The 25,827-nt window shown below is 60.2% G+C and carries 21 protein-coding genes; 8 read left to right on the forward strand and 13 right to left on the reverse strand.

Features of this window, described 5'->3' with window-relative positions; all coding sequences use genetic code 11:
• Positions 1–169: 169 nt before the first annotated feature.
• The 3 genes from J3P95_RS21795 to J3P95_RS21805 all read left to right on the forward strand — a co-directional run bounded on the left by J3P95_RS21795 (position 170) and on the right by J3P95_RS21805 (position 6,180).
• Positions 170–4,018 carry a sensor domain-containing protein gene (locus J3P95_RS21795; protein WP_434558712.1) on the forward strand — a complete coding sequence of 1,283 codons (3,849 nt, stop codon included), beginning with the start codon at positions 170–172 and terminating at the stop codon, positions 4,016–4,018.
• 183 nt (positions 4,019–4,201) lie between these two features.
• Positions 4,202–5,455, forward strand: coding sequence for a serine hydroxymethyltransferase (gene glyA, locus J3P95_RS21800; RefSeq protein ID WP_434579710.1), 1,254 nt, complete (start codon positions 4,202–4,204; stop codon positions 5,453–5,455).
• Positions 5,456–5,652: 197 nt separating this feature from the next.
• Positions 5,653–6,180 carry a hypothetical protein gene (locus J3P95_RS21805; RefSeq protein ID WP_434626128.1) on the forward strand — a complete coding sequence of 176 codons (528 nt, stop codon included), beginning with the start codon at positions 5,653–5,655 and terminating at the stop codon, positions 6,178–6,180.
• A 71-nt stretch (positions 6,181–6,251) separates the two neighbouring features.
• Here the strand turns inward: J3P95_RS21805 and yjiA are convergent, their stop codons facing one another.
• The 3 genes from yjiA to J3P95_RS21820 all read right to left on the reverse strand — a co-directional run bounded on the left by yjiA (position 6,252) and on the right by J3P95_RS21820 (position 9,585).
• A complete protein-coding gene (gene yjiA, locus J3P95_RS21810; RefSeq protein ID WP_434579706.1) occupies positions 6,252–7,220 on the reverse strand; it encodes a GTPase in 969 nt (322 codons plus the stop codon).
• An 85-nt stretch (positions 7,221–7,305) separates the two neighbouring features.
• Positions 7,306–7,503, reverse strand: coding sequence for a YbdD/YjiX family protein (locus J3P95_RS21815; RefSeq protein WP_003201656.1), 198 nt, complete (start codon positions 7,501–7,503; stop codon positions 7,306–7,308).
• A gap of 15 nt (positions 7,504–7,518) precedes the next feature.
• Positions 7,519–9,585, reverse strand: a complete 2,067-nt coding sequence (locus J3P95_RS21820; protein ID WP_434579704.1) for a carbon starvation CstA family protein — start codon at positions 9,583–9,585, stop codon at positions 7,519–7,521.
• Positions 9,586–9,744: 159 nt separating this feature from the next.
• Here J3P95_RS21820 and J3P95_RS21825 point away from each other — a divergent pair, with 159 nt between their 5' ends.
• Complete coding sequence (locus J3P95_RS21825; RefSeq protein ID WP_434579702.1) at positions 9,745–10,101, forward strand: PilZ domain-containing protein; 357 nt, start codon at positions 9,745–9,747, stop codon at positions 10,099–10,101.
• A 206-nt stretch (positions 10,102–10,307) separates the two neighbouring features.
• Here J3P95_RS21825 and radA read toward each other — a convergent pair whose 3' ends face one another.
• The 3 genes from radA to J3P95_RS21840 all read right to left on the reverse strand — a co-directional run bounded on the left by radA (position 10,308) and on the right by J3P95_RS21840 (position 13,872).
• Positions 10,308–11,675 (reverse strand): DNA repair protein RadA, encoded by a 1,368-nt coding sequence (radA, locus tag J3P95_RS21830; protein WP_434579701.1) that lies wholly within the window; start codon positions 11,673–11,675, stop codon positions 10,308–10,310.
• Between the two features lie 42 nt (positions 11,676–11,717).
• The gene (locus J3P95_RS21835) at positions 11,718–12,266 is read right to left on the reverse strand and encodes an ankyrin repeat domain-containing protein (RefSeq protein WP_434581155.1); all 549 of its coding nucleotides are present in this window, start codon (positions 12,264–12,266) and stop codon (positions 11,718–11,720) included.
• Positions 12,267–12,330: 64 nt separating this feature from the next.
• Entirely contained in the window at positions 12,331–13,872 is a 1,542-nt protein-coding gene (locus J3P95_RS21840; RefSeq protein ID WP_434579699.1) for a catalase, read from the reverse strand.
• A gap of 285 nt (positions 13,873–14,157) precedes the next feature.
• Here J3P95_RS21840 and mscL point away from each other — a divergent pair, with 285 nt between their 5' ends.
• Positions 14,158–14,571 carry a large-conductance mechanosensitive channel protein MscL gene (mscL, locus tag J3P95_RS21845; RefSeq protein WP_186638739.1) on the forward strand — a complete coding sequence of 138 codons (414 nt, stop codon included), beginning with the start codon at positions 14,158–14,160 and terminating at the stop codon, positions 14,569–14,571.
• 39 nt (positions 14,572–14,610) lie between these two features.
• Here the strand turns inward: mscL and J3P95_RS21850 are convergent, their stop codons facing one another.
• A complete protein-coding gene (locus J3P95_RS21850; RefSeq protein WP_434579698.1) occupies positions 14,611–15,387 on the reverse strand; it encodes a ferredoxin--NADP reductase in 777 nt (258 codons plus the stop codon).
• Between the two features lie 282 nt (positions 15,388–15,669).
• Here J3P95_RS21850 and J3P95_RS21855 point away from each other — a divergent pair, with 282 nt between their 5' ends.
• On the forward strand, positions 15,670–16,383 hold the full coding sequence (locus J3P95_RS21855; protein ID WP_434579696.1) for an autoinducer binding domain-containing protein: 714 nt from the start codon (positions 15,670–15,672) through the stop codon (positions 16,381–16,383).
• Positions 16,384–16,563: 180 nt separating this feature from the next.
• Positions 16,564–17,688: a methyltransferase gene (locus J3P95_RS21860; RefSeq protein ID WP_434558721.1), complete on the forward strand. Its 1,125-nt coding sequence runs from the start codon at positions 16,564–16,566 to the stop codon at positions 17,686–17,688.
• A 69-nt stretch (positions 17,689–17,757) separates the two neighbouring features.
• Here J3P95_RS21860 and J3P95_RS21865 read toward each other — a convergent pair whose 3' ends face one another.
• Genes J3P95_RS21865 through J3P95_RS21875 form a run of 3 tightly spaced genes read right to left on the reverse strand, consistent with a single transcriptional unit; the run spans position 17,758 to position 20,394 of the window.
• Entirely contained in the window at positions 17,758–17,922 is a 165-nt protein-coding gene (locus J3P95_RS21865) for a DUF2474 domain-containing protein (protein WP_434558722.1), read from the reverse strand.
• 21 nt (positions 17,923–17,943) lie between these two features.
• Entirely contained in the window at positions 17,944–18,951 is a 1,008-nt protein-coding gene (cydB, locus tag J3P95_RS21870) for a cytochrome d ubiquinol oxidase subunit II (protein ID WP_186610887.1), read from the reverse strand.
• 3 nt (positions 18,952–18,954) lie between these two features.
• Positions 18,955–20,394 carry a cytochrome ubiquinol oxidase subunit I gene (locus J3P95_RS21875; protein WP_434558723.1) on the reverse strand — a complete coding sequence of 480 codons (1,440 nt, stop codon included), beginning with the start codon at positions 20,392–20,394 and terminating at the stop codon, positions 18,955–18,957.
• Positions 20,395–20,759: 365 nt separating this feature from the next.
• On the opposite strand from J3P95_RS21875, the gene J3P95_RS21880 reads away from it, so the two are divergent.
• Positions 20,760–21,998 carry an MFS transporter gene (locus J3P95_RS21880; protein WP_434558724.1) on the forward strand — a complete coding sequence of 413 codons (1,239 nt, stop codon included), beginning with the start codon at positions 20,760–20,762 and terminating at the stop codon, positions 21,996–21,998.
• Here the strand turns inward: J3P95_RS21880 and J3P95_RS21885 are convergent.
• The 3 genes from J3P95_RS21885 to J3P95_RS21895 are packed head-to-tail and all read right to left on the reverse strand — an operon-like array spanning position 21,995 to position 25,706.
• Positions 21,995–24,196, reverse strand: coding sequence for a xanthine dehydrogenase family protein molybdopterin-binding subunit (locus tag J3P95_RS21885; protein WP_434579693.1), 2,202 nt, complete (start codon positions 24,194–24,196; stop codon positions 21,995–21,997). The two genes, J3P95_RS21880 and J3P95_RS21885, sit on opposite strands and share 4 nt — an antisense overlap.
• Entirely contained in the window at positions 24,193–25,185 is a 993-nt protein-coding gene (locus tag J3P95_RS21890; RefSeq protein WP_434558726.1) for an FAD binding domain-containing protein, read from the reverse strand. The genes J3P95_RS21885 and J3P95_RS21890 overlap by 4 nt, the downstream gene beginning before the upstream one ends.
• A complete protein-coding gene (locus J3P95_RS21895; protein ID WP_434558727.1) occupies positions 25,182–25,706 on the reverse strand; it encodes a (2Fe-2S)-binding protein in 525 nt (174 codons plus the stop codon). The genes J3P95_RS21890 and J3P95_RS21895 overlap by 4 nt, the downstream gene beginning before the upstream one ends.
• Positions 25,707–25,827: the final 121 nt, after the last annotated feature.

Raw genomic sequence — 25,827 nt, forward strand, 5'->3', positions numbered from 1 at the left:
TCTGGAGCTGGAACGCTCTTGTTTGACCGGCAAAGCTACCTCAACCGCCGATCAAGGTCCAGCCGCCAAGGGCTGGCACTTTGCCACAAGCCAAGGCATGCTAGCCGCCCTTTGAGCGTCCGGCTTATAGTGCACGTCGCGCCAGCCCAGCAAACGGCAGGATTACAGCTTGTCCAATGTCACGCCGCCCTCGTCCCCACGTGCACCGACTGCTGTGCCTGGCCTGCCCCTGCGCGGGACATTGAAGGGCGGGCTGGCCTCGCTGGTGCTGTTGCTACTGGGCCTGCTTTTCTGGCAGCTGCTCGATCAACTGCGCGAAACCCAGCAGCAACAGCGCCAATACACCATTGACTACACCGCCGACCTCGCCGCGCAAGTCAGCCTGAACATGGCCCTGAATGCGCAAATCGCCCTCAATCTGTTGCCGATCGTCGAACAACCGCAGAGCGCTGACGAACAGCAGTCGCTGTTGCGCAAGCTCCAGCAATCGCTGCCCGAGTTGCGCAGCCTCGCGTTGCTAAGTCCCTCCGGCAGGGTACTCAGTGACAGCGACGCCAACAGCCACGACGCCGAGTACCTGAGCGAACTCGTACGGCGCAGCCGCGCCCAGGCGCATTATTTCGGCAACGCCCAAGACGGCTCCGTCGTGCATCTGTTGTTGCACCAGGCCAGCGGCAGCACTCGTGGCTATTGGGCGTTGCGCCTGACCCCAAGCTTCTTTTCGACCTTGACCAAGCAGGCCGATACGGGCCTGCGTCCGTTGTGGCTGGTGGAGAACCGTCTCAATCAGCAAATCATCAGCCGCGACGAAAGCCTGCCAACGTCCAGCCCCGCCCAGTTGACCACGCAGGACCTCAGCAACACCGTGTTGACCGTACCGCTGAGCAGCAGCGACTGGCAGCTGCGCGGGCTGTTCGATCGAAGCCAGGTGCTTGAGCAACTGTTGCCCGCCTTTATCGGCAAATGCTTGCTGGGCCTGGCGTTTTCGATGCTGCCGGTGATTGCGTTGCTGAACATGCGTCGGCGCCAGCGTCAATTGCATGAAGGACGTCGTCGCTACCAGGACATCTTCGAGGGCACCGGCGTGGCCCTCTGCGTGCTTGACCTGTCCGGACTCAAGGCGTTCTTCGCCAAGGCCGGCCTGCACGATGGGGAGCAACTGCGGGCCTGGCTGCAGATTGGGCAACAGCTCGAACAGCTGCAACAGCAAGTGCACGTCACCGAAGTCAACCAGATGGCCTTGAAGCTGCTCAATGTCGACTCCTGTGGACAAGCGTGGCAATTGCTGGTCGGCAACGCCGCGAAGGACAACAACCCGGTCGGCTCGAAACTGCTCGAAGCATTGCTTGACCAGCACAAGCAACTGGAGCTGGAAATCAGGCTCCAGGACGCCCATGGGCGGGATCAGCACTTGTGGCTGGTGCTGCGCCTGCCCGAAACACAGGACGACTACAACGCCGTCATCCTGAGCATCAGCGATATCACCAGCCGCAAGCTGATCGAGCTGTCGCTGCTTGAGCGCGAGGGTTTCTGGTCCGACGTGGTGCGCACCGTCCCGGATCATCTTTATGTGCAGGACGTCATCAGCCAGCGGATGATTTTCAGCAACCATCACCTGGGCCAGACGCTCGGTTACGACCGTACCGAACTGCACCAGATGGGCGAATATTTCTGGGAGATCCTGCTGCACAGCGACGATGCCGATCACTACCACGACCTGCGCCAGGAGCAGCGACGGGGTGGGTATACGCAACTGCTTCAATGCCAGTTGCGCTTTCGTCATCGCAACGGCAAATGGCGACGCTTCGAAGTTCGCGAACAGGCCCTCGCGCGTGACCGGTACGATCAGGTAACCCGGATCATCGGCGTGGCCAAGGACATCACCGAGCAGATCGAGGCCAGCGAATCGCTGCGCGACAGCGAGCAACGTTACCGGATGCTCGCCGAAAGTATCAGCGACGTGATTTTCTCCACCGACAGCAAGCTGTCGCTCAACTACGTCAGTCCGTCGGTCCAGGCGGTGCTCGGCTATACCGCCGATTGGATATTCCAGAGCGGCTGGCAATCGACCATCGCCAATCCGGCACAACTGAGCGGCATCCATTCCCTCATGGACCGGGTCAGCAAGGCCCTCGACAAGCCCGAACAACTGGCCGAGCTGCGCAATCAAATGCAGACCCAGTTGTTCCTGTTCGACTGCCTGCGTGCCGACGGTCGCAAGATTCCCATCGAGCTGCGGCTGGTGCTGGTCTGGGATGACAATGGCACGTTCGAAGGCGTACTGGGCGTAGGCCGGGACATCAGCCAGCAGCGTCGCGCCGAAAAAGACCTGCGCATGGCCGCGACGGTATTCGAGCACTCGACCTCGGCCATCCTCATCACCGATCCGGCCGGCTACATTGTCCAGGCCAACGAAGCGTTCAGCCGCGTCAGCGGTTATGCGGTATCGCAAGTGCTGGACCAGTTACCCAACATGCTGACCGTGGATGACCAACAGGAAGCTCACCTGCGTTACGTGCTAAAGCAATTGCAACAGCACAGCACCTGGGAAGGCGAAGTCTGGCTCAAGCGCCGCAATGGCGAGCACTACCCGGCCTGGGTCGGCATCACGGCGGTGCTCGACGACGAAGGCGACCTGGCCAGCTACGTGTGTTTCTTCAGCGACATCAGCGAACGCAAGGCCAGCGAACAGCGTATCCATCGCCTGGCCTACTACGATGCCCTGACCCACCTGCCCAACCGCACGCTGTTCCAGGACCGCCTGCACACTGCACTGCAATCGGCCGAGCGGCAGAAAACCTGGGTCGTGCTGATGTTCCTCGATCTCGACCGTTTCAAGCCGATCAACGACTCCCTGGGCCACGCCGCCGGCGATCGGATGCTCAAGGAAATGGCCACGCGCCTGCTCGGCTGCGTGGCTGACGACGACACCGTGGCGCGCATGGGCGGCGACGAGTTCACCTTGCTGCTGCAACCACGAGCCAGTCGGGAAATGGCGCTGAACCGAGCGATTACCGTGGCCGAACAGATTCTTGCCGGCCTGGTCCGGCCATTCGTGCTAGAAGGCCGGGAGTTTTTCGTTACCGCCAGTATCGGCATCGCCCTGAGCCCCCAGGACGGCAATGAGCTGAGCCAATTGATGAAAAACGCCGACACGGCCATGTATCACGCCAAAGAGCGCGGCAAGAACAATTTCCAGTTCTACCAGGCCGACATGAACGCCAGCGCCCTGGAGCGCCTGGAACTGGAGAGCGACCTGCGCCATGCGCTGGAGCAAAACGAATTCGTGTTGTATTACCAACCCCAGTTCAGTGGCGACGGTAAGCGCCTGACCGGTGCCGAAGCCTTGCTGCGCTGGCGTCATCCACGCCGCGGACTGGTGCCGCCGGGGGATTTCATCCCGGTGCTCGAAGAGCTTGGGCTGGTGGTGGACGTCGGCGACTGGGTGATCAGCGAGGCCTGTCGCCAGCTCAAGACCTGGCACCAGACCAAGGTCAGGGTGCCGAAAGTCTCGGTCAATATCTCGGCCAGGCAGTTCTCCGATGGCCAACTGGGCACGCGCATCGCCAACATCCTGCGCAGCACCGGCCTGCCGCCGGCATGCCTGGAACTGGAACTGACGGAAAGCATCCTGATGCGTGAGGTCAGCGAGGCGATGCAGATCCTGGCCGGTTTGAAAAACCTGGGGCTGAGCATCGCGGTGGATGACTTCGGCACCGGCTATTCATCGCTCAACTACCTCAAGCAATTCCCCATCGACGTGCTGAAGATCGACCGTACCTTCGTCGATGGCCTGCCGTCCGGCGAACAGGACGCGCAGATCGCCCGGGCAATCATCGCCATGGCCCACAGCCTCAACCTGGCGGTGATCGCCGAGGGTGTCGAGACCCACGAGCAATTGGAATTCCTGCGTGAGCATGGCTGCGACGAAGTCCAGGGCTACCTGTTCGGTCGGCCGATGCCGGCCAATCGGTTTGAAGCGCAGTTCAGCAATGATGCGTTGTTTATGTTGGATTGAGGCAGCCTCAAGCGGCAAGCTTCAAGCGGCAAGCTAAAGGCAGAAGCCGGTCTGCGTTGACTTGCAGCTTGTTGCTTGAAGCTTGAAGCTTGAAGCTCTCCAATCTGAATTCCTTTCATATGCCTTCCAAAACCGGTTGGGTTAGAATGCCCCCCTTTTCTGCCCCGATCCTTGAGGACCGCCATGTTCAGCCGTGATTTGACTATTGCCAAGTACGACGCCGATCTCTTTGCCGCCATGGAGCAAGAAGCTCAGCGCCAGGAAGAGCACATCGAGCTGATCGCTTCGGAAAACTACACCAGCCCCGCGGTGATGGAAGCTCAAGGCTCGGTCCTGACCAACAAGTACGCCGAAGGCTACCCGGGCAAGCGCTACTACGGCGGTTGCGAGTACGTCGACGTGGTCGAGCAACTGGCCATCGACCGCGCCAAGCAACTGTTCGGCGCTGATTACGCCAACGTCCAGCCGCACGCCGGTTCCCAAGCCAACGCCGCGGTGTACTTGGCGCTGCTGTCGGCCGGCGACACCATCCTGGGCATGAGCCTGGCCCACGGCGGTCACCTGACCCATGGCGCTAGCGTTTCGTCCTCCGGCAAGCTGTACAACGCGATCCAGTACGGCATCGACGGCAACGGCCTGATCGACTACGACGAAGTCGAGCGCCTGGCCGTCGAGAACAAGCCGAAAATGATCGTGGCCGGTTTCTCTGCCTACTCGCAGATCCTCGACTTTCCGCGCTTTCGCGAAATCGCCGACAAGGTGGGGGCCTACCTGTTCGTCGACATGGCTCACGTTGCGGGCCTGGTCGCCGCTGGCGTCTACCCGAACCCGGTGCCGTTCGCCGACGTGGTCACCACCACGACCCACAAGACCCTGCGTGGCCCACGTGGCGGCCTGATCCTGGCACGCTCCAACGCTGACATCGAGAAGAAGCTGAACTCGGCCGTATTCCCAGGCGCCCAGGGTGGCCCGCTGGAGCACGTGATCGCGGCCAAGGCGATCTGCTTCAAGGAAGCCCTGCAACCTGAGTTCAAGACTTACCAGCAGCAAGTGGTGAAAAACGCCAAGGCCATGGCCGGCGTGTTCATCGAACGCGGCTTCGACGTGGTGTCCGGTGGTACCGAGAACCACTTGTTCCTGCTGTCGCTGATCAAGCAGGACATCTCCGGCAAAGACGCCGACGCCGCATTGGGCAAGGCGTTCATCACCGTGAACAAGAACTCGGTGCCAAACGACCCACGCTCCCCGTTCGTCACCTCGGGCCTGCGCTTCGGTACCCCGGCCGTGACCACTCGCGGTTTCAAGGAAGCCGAGTGCAAGGAACTGGCCGGCTGGATCTGCGACATCCTGGCTGACTTGAACAACGAAACGGTGATCGACGCCGTTCGCGAGAAGGTCAAGGCCATCTGCAAGAAGCTGCCGGTGTACGGCGCTTAATTCAAACCTGCAATAAAAAGGGCCCGCGCCGAAAGACGCGGGCTTTTTATTAGTTCTGTTTTAACGCCCCTATTACTTAATCCAAACCGAACACCTATTGCCAACTTACGACTTGCAATACACACACCCTCGCCACTTAAAGAAAACCCATTAAGATTCGATTCCCCTTCAACTAGCCAGAAAGGAATCGATGGCCAATGGACAATAAATCTTTTGAAGCAACACTCAGGATGTTTGATGCTCACGTCAACTTGCTTGAAATACTGCACGGTCAACCGACCATGGCCACCGTCAGCGCATTCAGCGGTGGTTTCTACAGCGGCAGGCCGCAAACCCATGACCACTCCAACCTGCTAGGCATGAGGCCCAAAGGCCAAGGCATTACCGCCGCGGCCCTGACGTTACAGTTTCGCCCCACCTCGGGTGGCTATAATCTGGTTATAAAAAATACTGGCAAACATCACGACAAGTTCATCAGCCAAAGCTGGCTGGAAGTATTTGGCGCCAAGGGCCCAGACACCAAGGATCCAACAGTGTTTACCCTCTTGGATCATCAGAACCGAACGATCACTCGGGAAAACATTACCGCCGCGCACTTACCTGTCTCGTTAAGGACACAGAACAATCACTATATAGGCGCCTTAAAGGTGCGCGGCTCGCCTTATCTTTACCTGGCTGAGACAGAAGAAAAATCCAAGATAACGTTTATCCTGAGTCTTCTTTAACAAAGGTGGTACAGCGGCGACGTGTGGCCGCCCAGCCGCTGTATCAAGGCAAGTCCGTGGGACATCTTCAGTCAAAGCAGCGCGGCTTCGAAACCCGCGCGAATTTTCTCTTCGGGCAGCTCATCGGCAATGAATACGATCACGCTCTCCCGGGTTTCGCCCGGGGCCCATTCGGTATCCCAGTCGAAACCGTACAGCTTGAGTACCCCTTGGAATACCAACCGACGGGGTTCACCTGCGATGTTCAGCACGCCCTTGTAGCGCAGCAACTGCTTGCCGTGTTCTTCGAGCAATTGGTTCATGAACTCGCTGAGCTTGTCGATATCCAGCGCCTTGTCGGTGCGCAGCACCAGGCTGCTGATGCGGTCACCCGTCGTTGCCTTGCCCACCGGACGAAGACTGAACCCGGCGCCCAGGTCCGCGTTGAGATTGAATCCTCGGATGTCGAGCAGTTCGGCGAGGTCGATGTTGCCGTGTTCTACGACCCGGATCGGCGCCCGTCGGTTAATGCGCGTCAACCGCTCGCCAAGTGCCGTGACCTGAGCCGCATCCACCAGATCGGTCTTGCTCAGGAGCAGCCGGTCGGCAAATCCGACCTGGGCCTGGGCGATGGCCTGGGTCAGGTGGATTTCGGCGTGGGCGGCGTCCACCAAAGTCAGAATGCCGTCGAGGATATAGCGTTCGCGCAGATCCTCGTCGATGAAAAAGGTCTGGGCCACGGGTGCCGGGTCGGCCAGTCCCGTGCATTCGATCACCAGGCGATCAAAGTGGATTTGCCCGCTGTCCAGCTGTTCCAGCAGTAAATAAAGGGCCTTGGTCAGGTCGGTGTGAATCGTGCAGCAGACACAACCGTTGGCCAGGGTCATGACTTGCACCGGCTCGTCACCCAGTAGCTGGGTGTCGATCCCGGCGTCGCTGAATTCGTTTTCGATCACAGCGATTTTCAGGCCGTGCTCGGCCTTGAGCAGATGTCGCAGCAACGTGGTCTTGCCCGCACCGAGGAAGCCGCTGAGGATCGTGACCGGGATGGAAGAGGACAAACTGGATCTCCTGTTCAGAAATTAATGAAGAGGCACAAAACAACTGTGGGAGCGAACAGTTCGCTCCCACAGTCATCACCTCAACTCAACAACACTTGGGCCCACCCTTGCCACCGTAACGGGCCTCCTGGCGTTCGCGGAAGAACGCCTCGTAGTCCATCAGCGGTTTATCCGGGTGCTTGGTTTGCATGTGCTCGACGTAGTTGTCGTAGTCGGGCATGCCGACCATCAGGCGCGCGGCCTGACCGAGGTATTTACCGAGGCGACTCAAGTCATTGAACATCGTTGCAATCCTCGATCAAGCGTCCGGCAGGGCCTGGAATGGCGCTTCTTTGTCCGTGCGTTCTTTCGTGCCCCAGGCGGCGATGCCGACCTTGAGCGCGTAGAACAGGATGCTGAAGACCACGAACAGGAACAACACCGTCAGCGTTGCGTTGGTGTAGGCGTTGAACACCACGTGCTGCATCTGCTCGATGCTCTTGGCCGGGGCCAGGATCTGGCCGGCGGCCAGGGCATCGTTGTATTTGCGCGCCAGGGCCAGGAAGCCGATCGCCGGGTTGGCGTCGAACAGCTTGATCAGGCCTGCGGTGGTGGTGCAGATCAACAGCCAGCTGGCCGGCAGCAGCGTGACCCAGATGTAGCGCTGGCGCTTCATCTTGATCAGCACCACGGTGGCGAGCATCAGCGCGATACCGGCCAGCATCTGGTTGGAGATGCCGAACAGCGGCCACAAGGTGTTGATGCCGCCCAGCGGATCGATCACGCCCTGGTACAGCAAGTAACCCCACAGCGCGACGCAGCCGGCGGTGGCGATCAGGTTGGCGGTCCACGATTCGGTGCGCTTGAGGGCCGGCACGAACGAGCCGAGCAGATCCTGCAGCATGAACCGTCCGGCACGGGTGCCGGCGTCCACTGCCGTCAGAATGAACAGCGCTTCGAACAGGATCGCGAAGTGGTACCAGAACGCCATGGTGTTCTCACCCGGCAACACCGAGTGCAGGATCTGCGCGATACCCACCGCCAGGGTCGGCGCACCGCCGGCGCGAGCCAGGATGGTGGTTTCGCCGATGTCCTTGGCCACCGCTTGCAACGCCTCGGGGGTGATTGCAAAACCCCAGCCGCTGATGGTTTGCGCCACGGTCACCACGTCACCGCCGACGATCGCCGCCGGACTGTTCATGGCGAAGTACACGCCCGGCTCGATCACCGAGGCGGCGACCATCGCCATGATCGCCACGAAGGACTCCATCAGCATGCCGCCGTAGCCGATGTAGCGCGCGTTGGTTTCGTTATCCAGCAGCTTGGGCGTGGTGCCCGAGGAGATCAGCGCATGGAAGCCCGAGACCGCGCCGCAGGCGATGGTGATGAACAGGAACGGGAACAGACCGCCCTTCCACACCGGTCCCGTGCCGTCGGTGAACTGGGTCAGCGCCGGCATTTTCAGCTCGGGCATGGTGACCAGGATGCCGATCGCCAGGGCGATGATGGTGCCGATCTTGAGGAAGGTCGACAGGTAGTCCCGTGGCGCCAGGATCAGCCACACCGGCAGCACCGCGGCGACGAAACCGTAGCCGATCAGCATCCAGGTGATCTGGATCCCGGTGAAGGTGAAGGCCTTGGCCCAGACCGGGTCGGCGGCAATCTGCCCGCCCAGCCAGATCGAACCCAGCAGCAACAGCACGCCGATGAGCGAGATTTCACCAATGCGGCCCGGGCGGATGTAGCGCATGTAGATGCCCATGAACATCGCGATCGGGATGGTCGCCATCACCGTGAAGATGCCCCATGGGCTCTCGGCCAGGGCCTTGACCACGATCAGCGCCAGCACCGCGAGGATGATGATCATGATCAGGAAGCAGCCGAACAGCGCGATGGTGCCGGGGATGCGGCCCATTTCCTCGCGCACCATGTCGCCCAGGGAGCGACCGTTGCGGCGGGTCGACAGGAACAGGACCATGAAGTCCTGCACCGCACCGGCCAGCACCACGCCGGCGATCAGCCAGAGCGTGCCGGGCAGGTAGCCCATCTGCGCCGCCAGCACCGGCCCGACCAACGGCCCCGCGCCGGCAATGGCCGCGAAGTGATGGCCGAAGAGGATGTGTTTGTTGGTCGGGACATAGTCCAGGCCATCGTTGTTGAGCACGGCGGGCGTGGCCCGGCGCGCATCGAGTTGCATCACGTTGTTGGCGATGAAGAGGCTGTAGTAGCGGTAGGCGACCAGGTAAATGGCCACGGCCGCGACGACGATCCAGAGGGCGTTGATCGGCTCTCCGCGGCGCAAGGCGACGACGCCCAGGGCGCACGCCCCTACGACGGCCAGCAGTAGCCAGGGTATATGGCGTAGCAGGCTATTATTGTTGTTCATTTTTATATTCCAGCCAGGTTGGACAGAAAGACAGACAGCCGGAGTTTAGCGCTAACAGGCGTAAAGGCCATACCCCGACATTCGTCTGTCACCGGCCGGACGGGCACGATGGCCTGCCCATAGGGTCTATAGTCAGTGAATCTCCAGAGGGAATACGTAATGAGCGAACGCCGCCGCTTCGTACGAATCGAGTTCCATGCCAAGACCGAACTGAGCCAAGGGCCTTTCACCTGGCCGGTGGAGCTGCTGGATTTGTCCCTCAAGGGACTACTGATCCAAAAGCCCGAACCCTGGATTGGTGACCCCGAAAAGCCCTTCACGGCTGACATTCATTTGAGCCCTGACGCTGAGATCAAAATGGAAGTTCGATTGGCCCATGATGACCATGGTCACCTGGGCTTCGTCTGCGAACATATCGACTTGGCTTCCATCGCACACCTACGCCGACTGATAGAGCTCAACCTGGGCGACCATGACGAGCTGGAGCGGGAGCTGGCGGCGTTGATTCATATCTGAAACCCTGCCACAGCCCCTGACATGCACGGTCCCAGTCATGTGCACGATCCCCTGTGGCGAGGGAGCTTGCTCCCGCTGGGCTGCGTAGCAGCCCCAAAAGCAGCGACTCACATCAACTGACACACCGAGATGCAGATTTCAGGTCTGCTGCGCAGCCCAGCGGGAGCAAGCTCCCTCGCCACAAAGGCCTGCACCAGCCTCCGGGATTACTCGAACAACGCATCCAACGCCTGTTCCAGACGGGTCACCGCAACAATCTGTAACCCCGCCGGAGCCTCCTTCGGCGCATTGCCCTTGGGTACGATGGCGCGCTTGAAGCCATGCTTGGCCGCTTCCTTGAGCCGCTCCTGCCCACTAGGCACCGGTCGGACTTCGCCTGACAACCCGACTTCGCCAAACACCAGCAAATCATGGGGTAGCGGCCGATTGCGCAAACTGGACATGACCGCCGCCATCAACGCCAGGTCAGAGGCGGTTTCCAGCACTTTGACGCCGCCCACGACGTTGAGGAAAACATCTTGGTCATGGGTAGGAATCCCACCGTGCCGGTGCAGGACGGCCAGCAGCATGGCCAGCCGGTTCTGATCCAGGCCCAGGGTGACGCGACGTGGGTTCGCCAAGTGGCTGTCATCCACCAGCGCCTGGACTTCCACCAACATGGGCCGAGTCCCTTCCCACGTGGCCATGACGACGCTGCCTGGCACTTCTTCCTGGGCCCGCGTCAGAAAAATCGCCGAAGGGTTGGAGACTTCTTTCAGGCCTTTATCGGTCATGCCGAACACGCCCAGTTCGTTGACCGCACCGAAGCGATTCTTCACCGCCCGCAATAACCGCAGGCGACCATCGGATTCGCCTTCGAAATACAACACGGTATCAACCATGTGCTCCAGCACCCGAGGGCCTGCCAGCGCACCTTCCTTGGTGACATGGCCCACCAGGAAAATCGCCGTGCCGCTCTGCTTGGCATAGCGCACCAGCAGCGCCGCGCTTTCGCGTACTTGGGACACGCCGCCGGGGGCCGATTGAAGCTGTTCGGTGAAAATCGTCTGGATCGAATCGATCACCATGACCTTGGGCTTTTCCAGGCGGGCCGTGGCGATGATGGTTTCGATGCAGGTTTCGGTCATGACCCGCAACTGATCCTGGGGCAATCCCAGGCGACGTGCGCGCATCGCGACCTGTTGCTGGGATTCCTCGCCGGTGACGTACAACGCCGGCATACGCGTGGCCAGGCTGCACAAGGTTTGCAACAGGATGGTCGATTTGCCGATGCCCGGGTCTCCGCCAATCAACACCACCGAGCCATCCACCAGGCCGCCGCCCAGCACCCGGTCCAATTCGCCGGAGGCCGTTGAAAAGCGCGGGATTTCTTCGACGCTGACTTCGGCTAGGGTCTTGATCTGCGCCTGTTGGCCAGCCCAGCCCGTGCGCCCGGTAGGCGCCGCCGCCCCGCCGCTTTCCACCATGGTTTCGGTCAGGGTGTTCCAGGCCCCGCATTCACTGCATTGGCCGGCCCATTTGGGAAAGGTCGAGCCGCACTCGGTGCAGCCGTACATGCGCTTTGCCTTGGCCATCTGAACTCCGGGTAAAAACCGCGATGATAGCCCAGGCAGGCATTACTGCGGGGCCGGCATTCTGATTTCACCCCTGGCCAGATCCGTCGCGGTATTGCCCAACCGATCCCTGGCTTCCAGATCGGCACCCTTGGCCCTCAAGGCGTCAAGCAACTCGCCACGCTTGAACAGACCGGCATACATCGCGGCGGTCTGCCCAGCACCGTTGCGCTGGTCCGGGCTGCAATCGGTGGACATCAGACGACGCGCGATCTGCACCTCGCCCTTGAAGATGGCCCCCATCAAGGCGGTGTTGCCGCGCTTGTCCTGGGCACAGGCATCCGCACCAGCGGCCAACAACCGCTCCACGGCGCGAGCATGGCCGTGATAAGCCGCCAGGATCAATGCGGTGTAGCCCTTCTCATCCCGGGTGTCGAGGGAGTAGCCGGCCTCGATGAAGGTATCGAGCACCGGCACGTCGCCCCGTCGAGCGGCGTCAAAATAATAGGTTTGCAATTGCTCCTGTACCGCAGCCGGATCGGCAACTACAGGCAATTCTGCCAACGCATTCAATGACCACGCCGCGAGCATCGAAAAAAGCAATTTGTGCATCATGGCCTCTCCTTAATGACACAGAACTGCGGGAGCCGAGCCAACCCGACCCCCGCAGGAGGCATCAGTCGCTCAGTTTCTCGGCCAGCGCCTTGACCCGCACCAGATCGCCTTTGGCAACACGTGCCACGCCAGTGCCGTATTCAGGATCAGCCTTGTAGAGGAACGACAGGATGATGTGCTTGCTCTCGTCATCGGTGGTCGCCAGCGAGCCACCGAAGCTTTCGATCAAATCATTGCGCTCCTTCTGGTTGAACGAACGATACAGATCGCCGGCCTGCTTGAAGTTCTGCTCACGCTGGATTTTCGCCTGTTGGGTGCTGCCGCTCAGCGCTACCTGGCTATAACGTGCCGCTGGCTGTTCTTCCCGTGGCATCAAACGGCTCGGCTGATAATTCACGCCGCTACTGGTGCCGCCGAAATTCATCGCGCCGTCCTGGTTGCCATTGTTCACTGCAACCTTGGGGGCGTTGATCGGCAATTGCAGGGCGTTCGGCCCGACCCGGTACATTTGCGTATCGGCATATGAGAAGACCCGGCCCTGCAACAGGCGATCCTCCGAAGGCTCGATACCCGGAACCAGATTGGCCGGTGCCATCGCCACCTGTTCGGTTTCCTGGAAAACATTTGCCGGGTTGCGATTCAAGACCATTTGCCCAACTTTGCGCTCAGGTACCTCCGGCCAGATCTTGGTCGCGTCCAACGGATCGAAGTCGAACGTGGACAAGTCCTGCGGCTTGAGGACTTGTACATACAAATCCCACTTTGGAAAGTCGCCCTTGTTAATGTGACTGACCAAGTCGTGGGTCATGTGGCTGTAATCCTGACCCTGAACTTTCACAACTTCTTTCGGATCGAGGTTCTTCAGCCCCTGCAAACTTTTCCAATGAAACTTCACGTAACTGACTTCGCCTTTGGCGTTGATCAGTTTGTAAGCGTGTACGCCGTTACCGTCCATCTCGCGATAACTGGCTGGTGTACCGGAGTTCGAATACAACTCGGTCAGTGTGCGGGTCGCTTCCGGGACATGGGAAAAGAAGTCGAAACGTCGGGAGTCATCATCCAAGTTAGTCCGCGGGTCGGGCTTGAACGCATGGACCATGTCGGGAAACTTGATGGCGTCGCGAATGAAAAATGTCGGGAAGTTATTGCCTACCAGGTCCCAATTACCGTCCGCCGTATAGAACTTGGTGGCGAAGCCGCGAGGGTCTCGCAACGTCTCCGGAGAATGATTGCCATGCACGACGGCGGAGAAACGCACGAACACCGGCGTGACCTGGCCAGCGGCGAAGACCTTGGCCTTGGTCAGGTCGCTCAGGTCATTGGAAACCGTAAACTCGCCATGGGCACCGGTACCACGGGCGTGCACGACGCGCTCGGGGATCCGCTCACGATCGAAACGCTGCAGTTTCTGGATCAATTGCACATCCTGCAACAGCGTCGGGCCATTGGGGCCGGCGGTTTGCGAGTTCTGGTTGTCGCCCACCGCAGCACCGTTGTCACGGGTCAGGGTGGCGGCATTGACGGACAGGGAAAGCAGGCTGGCGGTCAGCACAACGAGGGCATGGCGATTGGAAAAAGCGCCGAGGCCAAGGGAAGTGTTCATTGGAATTTTCCTCTGATTTTATAAAGCGCATCCATGTGCGCCCTTCAGAGGCTAGTGCTGTAAAAACCAAAACCTAAATAGAAATACCGTACCGTCTTGATAGAAAAAACGATGTAGGGAATCGGCCAGAAACCGCGTATCACGCGCGATTGGTGGCACTTTGTAAACTTTTTACGGGGAGCCGGGTCGATAACAGGCAAGCTTTGTAAGCAGGCATGTCGAGCGAGACCCGTTTAGCTGACTTACACTGCCGGAATCAATCTCATCTGTCACAAGGAACAACTCATGGGCGTGCTAAGCGAGTTCAAGGCCTTCGCGGTCAAAGGCAATGTCGTCGACATGGCCGTCGGGATCATTATCGGTGCCGCTTTTGGCAAGATTGTTTCGTCATTTGTTGGCGATGTGGTCATGCCACCACTCGGCCTGTTGATCGGCGGAGTGGATTTCAGTGATCTGGCTATCACACTCAAGGCCGCCCAGGGCGATACGCCTGCGGTAATGCTGGCCTATGGCAAATTCATCCAAACGATGGTGGACTTCATCATCGTCGCTTTCGCCATTTTCATGGGTGTCAAGGCCATCAACCGTCTCAAGCGCGAAGAGGCCGTCGCTCCGAGCGCGCCCCCTGTTCCCTCCAAGGAAGAACAACTGCTGAGCGAGATCCGCGATCTGCTCAAGGCCCAGAACGAACGGCCCTGACCCTTGGCGCGTAGATAATGGCGCCACGGGGCGCCATTTCTACCAGTAGTTTTCCACTGCCACTTGGCCCGGCCGACGGGTGAGACTCAGGCGCAACCCCCTGGTCTTTAGCAACTGGCGCGTGTCGTCGATCATTTGCGGGTTGCCGCATAACATGACCCGCGAATGCTCTGGCGTCAGCGCGACGCCGGCGGCCTGTTCCAACTCGCCATTTTCAATCAGCGTGGTAATGCGTCCATTAAGGGCGCCCGGATACTGCTCACGGGTGACCGTCGTAATAAAGCGCAATTTATGGGCGTACTCAGCCAAGTAGTCTCGCCGGGCCAATCCTTCGATCAGCTCTTGATACGCCAGCTCCCGCGCTTCGCGAACGCTATAGACCAGGATAATTCGCTCGAATTTTTCCCAAACCTCAAAGTCCTGCAATATCGAGAGAAACGGCGCGACGCCCGTCCCCGTGGACAACAGCCACAAATCGCGACCGTCGACAAAACGGTCCAATGTCAGGTAACCGAAGGCTTGGCGGTCGACCAGCAAACTGTCCCCCGGCTTCAAGCGGCTAAGCTCGCTGGTGAACTCACCGTCCGGCACCACGATGGAAAAGAACTCGAGAAATTCGTCGAACGGCGAAGACACCATGGAATAGGCGCGCCAGACGGTAGAACCATCCGGCTTGACGACACCCAGCCGGGCAAACTGACCGGCCCGGAAACGAAAGCCACGATCCCGAGTGGTCTGCAATGTAAACAAGTGCGACGTCAGCGGTTGCACGTCGATCAGCGTCTGGCGGGTGAACTTTTCCGTATTGTCGGTCATGAGGCACTCCAATAAGACAAGAACATTAGTGTCCCGCAAAGTAAGCCCATTAACCACCGGCGACGAATGATGGCGTAGCGCCACACTTTCAAAACCTGGCACGGCAAACTTCTACAAAACAAGAATGGTTGTATCGGAAAGCAACTAGCAAAAGCCTTTCTCAATAACCAAACTCCTAATACAACCGAAAAAAATCTAACTGCATGTTAGGAATAGTCCTACACTCATTTTCGCGTGACCGAATTGGATCCACGTTCCTTAATTCACCCCAAGGAGAGCGCAATGGACGTGTGGAAGGATGCGCAACTACGGAAGCTGTCGTGTGAAAAGGACTTGCAACGAGCCTATCGCTTGGTACTGGATTTCTTTAATTTTCAGGGGTTTGAATACTGCGCCTTTGTTGCGCATTCGACTCTGCCTGAGCAACCTACCAGCAAGATAAACCTCAATAACTACCCTTATGGGTGGGAAAGACTCTATGAACGAAAGGGTTATGCTTCCACCGACCCAATAATGGCGCATTGCAATCAATCTTCAGTGCCCGTTCTGTGGAGCGAACAGGTTTTTTCCGAGGCCCCACAGTTATGGCGAGAACTCAATCGCCAAGGCCTCAGGCATGGCTGGACCCAAGCGGTTCATGACGAACACGGCGCCCATTATAGTTTGTTCAGTCTTGCCAGGACTCATTGCCGTATCGATGCCGACGAGCATTACGGAAATCTTGGCTATGCCATTTTTGCCAGCCAAAGGTTGCATGCATTGGCGGGCAAGAAACTGTCTGGCGCAATGGCGCCGCCACAGGTCTGTCATCTCTCGCCCCGTGAGATAGAAGTGTTGAGATGGTCCGCCGAAGGGAAGACCGCGTCGGAAGTCGGCAGGATCCTATGCCTTTCCGAACGCACCGTGAATTTCCATGTATGCAGCTGCATGCGAAAACTGAACGTGACCAACAAGATCTCGGCGGTGGCCAAAGCGGCCCACATCCATATGATTTAGTAGCGAAGCAAGATCGCCTATCTGAAAAACCCACGAGTAATACCTGATAAAAAAACGTACCATTTACGGCCCACTTGAATGATGACGTGCGAAGCACGCGACGCAGTTCATTCAGGCGGTCCCGCTGACAAGCCTGCCCCAGGGCAGCGGGACATCCGTTGATTTGCCAGAGTCCCAGCCATGCCCTTGCTCGACAGCCCCTTCGCCCAACTCGACCTGATCCGCCAGCCCGAACAGCCGAACGAACCCCTGCAAGCCTTTGATGCGGCCGATGAATACCTGCTTGCGTTTCTGGCCGAACAACAACCGAGCGCGCAGTCCCGAGTGTTGGTACTCAATGATGGCTTCGGCGCCCTCGCGGCCAGCCTGGTGGGCAAGGTCAAGGTCACCAGCAGCGGCGACTCGTTCCTGGCACTGCAGGCGCTGGAAAAAAACCTGGTGCGCAACAGCCTGCCCTTCGACGCGATACCGATCGTGCCAGCCAGCGAACCGCTGACAGGCCCCTTTGACCGGGTCCTGATCAAAGTCCCTAAAACCCTGGCGCTACTAGAGGAACAACTGATCCGCCTACAAGGGCAACTGGCTCCAGGCGCGCAAGTCATTGCAGCCGCCATGGTCAAGCATTTGCCACGGGCCGCAGGCGACCTGCTGGAACGCTACATCGGGACGGTGCAGGCCTCATTGGCGGTAAAAAAGGCCCGTCTGTTGATTGCCACGCCTCAAGCCATGACGCCGGCCGTCTCCCCCTATCCGACTCGCTACTGGCTGGACGAGCCGAAGATCGAATTGCTCAACCATGCCAACGTGTTCTGTCGTGAAGGGCTGGACATCGGCACTCGCGCCTTCCTGCCGCACTTGCCAACAAACCTCGGCACAGCCCGCGTCGCGGACCTGGGCTGCGGCAACGGTGTGCTGGCAATCGCCAGCGCATTGCACAACCCCGAAGCTCACTACACGCTGGTGGACGAGTCGTACATGGCCATCCAATCGGCCGCCGAAAACTGGCAAGCAGCCCTGGGCGAGCGCGAAGTGACCCTGCGGGCCGGCGATGGGCTCGCCGGACAAGAGCCGCAATCGCTGGATGTAGTGCTGTGCAACCCTCCGTTCCACCAGCAGCAGGTAGTGGGCGATTTCCTCGCCTGGAGGATGTTCCAGCAAGCTCGCGAAGCGTTGGTGGTCGGCGGCGCCCTATACATCGTCGGCAACCGTCACCTGGGCTACCACAGCAAGCTGGCGCGGCTCTTTCGCGGCGTCGAGCAGGTGGCGGCGACGCCGAAATTCGTGATCCTCAAAGCCCGCAAATAATTCATCCCAAAAAAAGCCCTCCCTTTTCAGGAGGGCGTAAACCGTGCCGCAAGGCAACGGGATGGGAAATCAGTGGGTGGTCAGCCCGGCGGCGTTCATGAACATCCGCATCAGGCTGGCGATGATGAACAGTGCCAGCACGCTACCGGCCCATATCGCCACCAGCCAACCGAGCCGCTGCCATAACGGTTTTTTTTCAGCGGCCTCGATGTCTTTCAAGTCAGGCTTGGCCATTCTCGGCACCTCGCAGGTCGATCAATGGTAGCCGTCATCATGAGTCACCTTGCCCCGGAACACGTAGTAGCTCCAGAAGGTGTACACCAGGATCAACGGAATGATGAACAGCGTACCGACCAGCATGAAACCCTGGCTCTGTGGCGGTGACGCGGCGTCCCAGATCGAGATGGACGGCGGCACGATGTTCGGCCACAGGCTGATGCCCAGGCCGCTATAGCCGAGGAAGATCAACACCAGGGTCAGGATGAACGGCGTGTAGTTGGCGTTGCGGGCCACGGCGCGGAACAGCCCGTACATGGTCACCAACACCAGGATCGGCACCGGCAGGAACCAGAACAGGTTCGGCAAGGTGAACCAGCGCGCCGCGATGTCGGCGTGGGCCAGCGGCGTCCAGATACTGACGATGCCGATCACGGCCAGCACCACGAATGCCAGTGGCCTGGCCAGGTCGTGCATCTGCTCTTGCAGCTTGCCTTCGGTCTTCATGATCAGCCAGGTACAGCCGAGCAAGGCATAGGCGGCAATCAGCGCGAGACCGCAGAACATCGTGAATGGCGTGAACCAATCCAGCGAGCCGCCGGCGAATTGGCGATTGACCACCTCGAAGCCATCGATGAAGGCTCCCAGCGCGACGCCCTGGAAGAAGGTTGCCGTCAGCGAACCGCCGATGAACGCCTTGTCCCACAAGTGCCGCTTCTCGGCCTTGGCCTTGAAGCGGAACTCGAAGGCCACGCCGCGGAAAATCAGGCCGATGAGCATCAGGATCAGCGGCAGGTACAACGCCGAAAGCACCACCGAATAAGCCAGCGGAAACGCCCCGAACAGCCCGGCACCGCCGAGCACCAGCCAGGTTTCGTTACCGTCCCAGACCGGCGCGACGGTATTCATCATCACATCGCGATCACGCTCGCCCTTGACGAAGGGAAAGAGGATGCCGATACCCAGGTCGAAGCCGTCCATGATCACGTACATCATGATGCCGAAGATGATGACCACGGCCCAGATCAGCGGAAGATCTATTCCCATGACTCAATTCCCCTTGTGCGAGCTGTCGTTGTGGTCCACTTCGTCGTCGCCTTCGTTGGCCGCCGACAATGGACGGGCCGGGGTGCGTTTCTGGCCCGGGCCACCGTCACTCGGCTCGGTTTCGTGGGCCACCGGGCCCTTGCGTACCAGGCGCAACATGTAGCTCAGCCCCGCACCGAACAGCGCGAAATACACCACCACGAACATGACGAGGGTGAAGCTCATCTGCGCAAAGCTGTGGCCAGACGATGCATCAGCCGTGCGCATCAAGCCGTAGACCACCCACGGCTGCCGACCGATCTCCGTGGTGAACCAGCCGGCCAGGATCGCGACCAGGCCGGACGGCCCCATCCACAGCACCAGGTGAAGGAACGGCCGCGATTGGTAGATCCGGTCCTTGCGGCGCAGCCAGAGGCTGCACAGGCCGGTGAAAATCATCAGCAGCCCCAGGCCAACCATGACCCGGAACGACCAGAACACGATGGTCGAATTCGGCCGATCCTCAGGCGGAAATTCCTTGAGGGCCGGCACTTGATCGGTCAACGAGTGAGTCAGGATCAGGCTGCCCAAGTAGGGAATTTCCACCGCGTATTTGGTTTCCTCCGCCTCCATGTCCGGCCAGCCGAACAGGATCAGCGGCGTGGGCTCATCGCCAACGTTTTCCCAGTGACCTTCGATCGCGGCGATTTTCGCCGGTTGATGCTTGAGCGTGTTGAGGCCATGGAAGTCACCGATGACCGCCTGCACCGGCGCCACCAGCAAGGCCATCCACATCGCCATCGAGAGCATGCGGCGAATGGCCGGATTGTCGCGCCCGCGCAGCAGATGCCAGGCCGCCGACGAACCGACGAAGAACGCCGTGGCGACGAATGCCGCGACGGACATGTGCAACAGACGATAAGGAAACGACGGATTGAACACCACCGCCAGCCAGTCCACCGGAATGACCCGGCCGTCGATGATTTCGTAGCCCTGCGGGGTTTGCATCCAGCTGTTGGAAGACAGGATCCAGAAGGTCGAGATCAGCGTTCCGATCGCCACCATGGCTGTGGAGAAAAAGTGCAAGCCACGACCCACTCGGTTCCAGCCGAACAGCATGACGCCAAGGAAACCGGCTTCGAGGAAGAACGCCGTGAGCACCTCATACGTCAGCAGGGGCCCGGTGACCGCACCGGCAAAGTCGGAAAAACGGCTCCAGTTGGTGCCGAACTGATAGGCCATGACCAGCCCGGACACCACGCCCATGCCGAAATTGACAGCGAAGATCTTCGACCAGAAGTGGTACAGGTCGCGGTACGTATCGTCGCGCGTCTTGAGCCACAAGCCTTCGAGTACCGCCAGGTAGCTCGCCAGGCCGATGGTGATGGCCGGGAACAGGATGTGGAACGAGATGGTGAACGCGAATTGGATTCGGGCGAGATCGAGCGCCTCCAAACCGAACATAAGTCTTCCTCTGTCAGGTAAAACCGGCTGCGGGCGGGGCTTGCATCACAGCCCCCAGGGATATGGAGTGCGATGCTTTTCAAATCGTTCTTTTTAAACCGTCACGACGCAGGACTTTTGACCGTATGGCCACCAGGCACAACGCCCGGAAGGCATTGATCTGGATCAAGCAATGATCAAAGAGTAGCCGCATATCCGCCGATTAACGGCGTGGTCTATTGTCGCGTGACAGGTTGTCTCAGTGTCGGAGTACCAAAGCTCCATATGTCCAGTTCGATGTTTGGCTAACTATTTTTTCCAGCCATAGCAACTTTCAGTTACAGCTCAGTGATAATCTCGGGGTCTCTTCACCGGACCTGTCTTAGATGCCCAGCCAAGCGCCGCTGCTGCTCCGTCACCATCGTCCCTTCATCGCCTTCTGGCTGGCCCGGATATTCACCGCCAGCGGTTTCCAGATGCTCACCGTGGCCATCGGCTGGAACCTCTATCAACTGACCGGCAACGTTTTGGACCTGGGCCTGGTCGGGCTGGTGGAGTTCGCGCCGCGGGTGCTGTTCATGCTGCACACCGGGCATGTGGCGGATCGATACGACAGGCGCAGGGTCGCGGCGATCTGCCAGTCATTGCAGGCAATGATCGCCCTGGCCCTGGTGGTCGGTAGTGCCACCGACAACGTCACCCGGGAGATGATCTTCATCCTCGCCTTCCTGCTGGGCGCCGCCCGCTCCTTCGAGATGCCGACCACCCAGGCGCTGCTACCGAGCATCGTGCCGGCCGCGCTGTTCCCCCGCGCCGTCGCCGCCGCGCAATCGGCCCAGCAGTCCGCGACCATCGTCGCCCCGGCGCTTGGCGGCTTGCTCTACGCCTTCGGCAGCGTCTGGGTCTATGGGCCGACCGTGCTGCTCTACATCATCGCCTGCTGCCTGATGCTCAACCTGCCGGCCCGACAGACGCCGCTGAACAAAGGCAAGGCAACCTTGGATTCGTTGCTGGCCGGGATTCGTTTCATCCGCAGCCGCCCGGACATCCTCGGGGCGATTTCCTTGGACTTGTTCGCGGTGCTGCTGGGCGGCGCAACGGCGTTGCTGCCGGTGTTCGCCAAAGACATCCTGCTCACCGGTCCTTGGGGCCTGGGCCTGTTGCGCTCGGCACCGGCGGTGGGCGCCTTGCTGATGTCGCTGTGGCTGGCGCGGTTTGCCGTGGAACGCAAGGTCGGCCGGGTGATGTTCACCGCGGTGGGCATATTCGGCGTCGCCACGATTGCCTTCGGCCTCTCCACGTCATTCTGGTTTTCCTTGGCGGTGCTGGTGGTGCTGGGCGCGGCGGACATGATTAGCATGGTGATCCGCGCCTCGTTCGTACAATTGGAGACGCCGGACGAGATGCGCGGTCGCGTGAGCGCGGTGAACGGGCTGTTCATCGGCGCCTCGAACCAGTTGGGCGAATTCGAGTCCGGCCTGACCGCCCACTGGTTCGGCACGGTGCCGGCGGTGGTCATGGGCGGTGTCGGCACGCTGCTGGTGACCGGGACCTGGATCAAACTGTTCCCGACCCTGGCCAACCGTGACCGGATGCACGAACCGGTTGAGGAAGCGAAAGCCTAGAGCAGCTTGTCGAGGGTGATCGGGAAGTCCCTGACCCGTTTTCCGGTGGCGTGATAAATCGCATTCGCCACCGCCGCCGGCACGCCGACGATGCCGATCTCTCCGACGCCTTTGGAGCCGAGGGCGTTGACGATGTCATCCTGTTCCTCGACGAAAATCACCTCGATATCGCCGATGTCGGCGTTGACCGGCACATGGTATTCGGACAGGTTGTGGTTCATGTGCCGGCCCAAGGCGTGATCGGTCAGGGTTTCTTCATGCAATGCCATGCCGACGCCCCAGACCACGCCGCCGAGGATCTGGCTGCGAGCGGTCTTCGGATTGACCACCCGGCCCGCCGCGATGGCGCTGACCACACGGTTGATTTTGACCGTGCCCAGATCTTCATCCACCAGCACCTCGACAAACACCGCCGAGTGCGTGGCGGTGGCGTAGGCCTGGCGTTTTTCATCAGGCTCGGCGGTGACTTGCGCTTGCAATGGTGACTCGCCGCTTTTTTGCGCCAGTTGCGCCAAAGCGACGCGGGCCTCCCCCATGCGCAGTTCACCGTCAACGAATGTCACTTGCTCCAGGGTCGCGCCGCTGAAGGCGGGACAGCTCTGTCGCGCTACGGCCAAGAGCTTTTCTCGCAGCGCCTCACAGGCTTGCTTGACCGCCGTGCCCACTGACGAAACGGTGAACGAGCCGCCCTGCAACGGCGCGGTTGGCAGCGACGAGTCGCCGAGGACGAAGGTGACGTCATCGAAGGCAACGCCCGACGCCTCGGCGGCAATCTGGGTCATGACGGTGTAGGTGCCCGTGCCGATGTCCGTGGTGGCGCTGCTGACCGTCAACTTGCCGTTGGCGTCCAGCGACGCTCGGGCGCTGGCCTTCTGCTGCATCGCTTCCCACACGCCACCCGCCATGCCCCAGCCCACCAATTGCCGGCCTTCGCGCATGCTGCGCGGTTCAGGGTTGCGCTTGTCCCAGCCAAAACAAGCGGCGCCTTCGGCGTAGCATTCGCGCAACGCCTTGCTGGAATAAGGCTTGCCCTCGTTCTCGTTGCGCTCGGCATAGTTGATCAAGCGCAACTGAACCGGATCCATCGCCAGGGCGCAGGCCAGCTCATCCATGGCGCATTCGAGGCCGATCAGACCAAGGGCGGCACCGGGCGCGCGCATGTCCAACGGCGTATAGACATCCAGAGGTGCCAGCTTGTAGGTCAGCGTCACGTTATCGCAGTGATAGAGCATGCCACTCCACTCCACCACGTGTTCGGTGAAGTCCTCGAAGCGCGAGGTCTGGCCAATGGCGCCGTGTGCTACCGCGAGCAGCCGTCCGTTGGCGGCCGCGCCCAGTTGCACCCGCTGGAAAGTCCGAGGTCGGTAACCGAAGGTAAACATCTGTTGGCGTGTCAGGCTGACTCGCACCGAACGTTTCAGCGACAGCGCCGCCATTACCGCAAGCGGCAACTGATACTGCGGGCGCAATCCGGAGCCGAACGCACCGCCGACAAACGCGGCAAATACACGGACCTGGTCCTGCTCCAGTCCGAACACTTCCTGCACATACGCCTGACAGTTCTGGGTGCCTTGGGTTTTATCGTGGATATGCAGGCTACCGTCGGGTTGGTACAGCACGGTGCAAGCATGAGGTTCCATCGGGTTGTGATGTTCAATCGGCGTGCTGTAGGACACATCCACGCTGAGGGCCGCGCTGGCGTACTCGCCCTGAAAATTCCCACGAGGCTTGGGCAGTTCGGCCGGGGCGGGATGGGCTTCGTTTTGCACGATCGTCAGATCGGTCTGGTGGTCGGCAACTTCATATTCGATTTCAACCAGTGAACCGGCGTAGCGAGCCAGTTCCAGGTTTTGCGCGACCACCAACGCCAGCGGCTGACCGCTGTAGAGAATCTGGTCGTTGTACAACGGCCGGAACGGCGACCCTTCGGCCGCGTCGGCATCCTGGTAGGGCTCATCGTAGCTGGCGATCCGGGGGCGGTTGGTGTGGTCGATCACCGCGACCACACCGGGCAAGGCCAACGCTTTGGAGGCATCGATACGCAACACGCGGCCCCGGGCGATACTGCCGGACACTACGCTGGCGTGCAGCAAGCCGGCTTCAGGGTACTCACCGGCGTAACGGGCCTGGCCTGTGACCTTGAGCAGGCCGTCGACTCGGTCCAAGGGTTGGCCCATGGATTTGCTCAACGTATTCATCGGGCGGCACCTCCCGTCAGTGCGGCATCGCTCAAGGCGCGAACAATAGCCCGGCGCGCCAACTTGACCTTGAAGCCGTTGTGTTCCAGCGGCTCGGCGTTTTGCAGCAGCGCATCGGCGGCGGCCGTGAATGTTTCGCGGCTGACGGTCTGGCCCGTCAGCCAATTCTCCACCGCCCGGTCTCGCCAAGGTTTGTGGGCCACACCGCCGAGGGCAAGGCGAGCCTGGCGAATCACCGGCCCGTCCAGCTCCAGCGCCGCCGCCACTGACACCAGCGCAAAGGCATAGGAGGCCCGGTCACGGATCTTCAAGTAGTGGCTGTGTTCGGCGAAACCTGCTGTAGGCAACTCGATGTAGGTGATCAGCTCGTCATCGGCCAGTTGATTGTCCCGCTCAGGGGCGTCGCCCGGCAGGCGATGAAAATCGGCGAACTCGATGGTCCGCGCCCCACCCCGGCCCAATACATGGACCACCGCGTCCAGCGCCGCCAGGGCCACGCACATGTCGGAGGGATGCGTCGCGACACATTGGTCACTCGCCCCGAGGATCGCGTGGATCCGGTTCAGGCCATTCCTGGCCGGGCAGCCGCTGCCGGGCCGGCGCTTGTTGCAGGGCACGTTGGCGTCGTAAAAGTAATAGCAACGGGTGCGTTGCAACAGGTTGCCGCCGGTGCTGGCCATGTTGCGCAATTGTGGCGAGGCGCCTGCCAGGATGGCTTGGGAAAGCAACGGGTAACGCCGTTCGATCCAAGGATGCCAGGCCAGGTCGGCATTGCTCACCAGCGCGCCGATCATGACCCCGCCGGAGGGGGTTTCGCTGAGGTCCGCCAAAGGCAGTCCGGTGATATCGATCAGGTGCTGGGGACGGGTGAGGTTTTCCTTCATCAAGTCCAGCAAGTTAGTGCCGCCGGCGATGAAACGTGAGGTGGCGCTCGACAAATCGACGGCAGCCTGCAAGGTCTCGGGTTTGCTGTAGCGGAAGGGATTCATTGCTCATCTCCCGGTGGCTGGCAAAGCGGCAAGGCTTCTTCAATGGCGTCGCGAATGTTGTTGTACGCACCGCATCGGCAGAGATTGCCGCTCATCAGCTCGCTGATTTCACCGCCGGTCTGTGCCCGCCCTTCGTTGGCCAGGCCCACCGCCGAACAGATCTGCCCTGGCGTGCAGTAGCCGCACTGGAACGCGTCATGCTTGATGAATGCGCGCTGCATCGGGTGCAACTCATCGCCATTGGCCAAGCCCTCGACCGTGGTCAACTCGGTACCGTCACACATCACCGCCAGGGTCAGGCAGGCGTTGATCCGCTTGCCATCACGCAACACCGTGCAGGCGCCGCATTGGCCGTGGTCGCAACCTTTCTTGCTGCCCACCAAATCAAGCTGCTCGCGCAAAAGGTCCAGCAACGTAGTCCAGGGCAACACCTGCAGCTCGCGCACCTGGCCATTGAGTGTCAGACGGATCGGATGACTGGCGTAGGACGCCTGCGTCGCTTCGGACAGGGTCGCGCTCATGGAACACCTCACGGTTGGTCGTACACACGCGGCGTTTTAGGTAACCGCCGTCATAAGGGGTACGACTTCAGGGTGGGGTGAGCGTTCAAGGCAATTGAATGACGAAACGCCGGCGTCCGCT

Source organism: Pseudomonas sp. Z5-35 (assembly GCF_051131945.1).
GTDB lineage: Bacteria > Pseudomonadota > Gammaproteobacteria > Pseudomonadales > Pseudomonadaceae > Aquipseudomonas > Aquipseudomonas marvdashtae.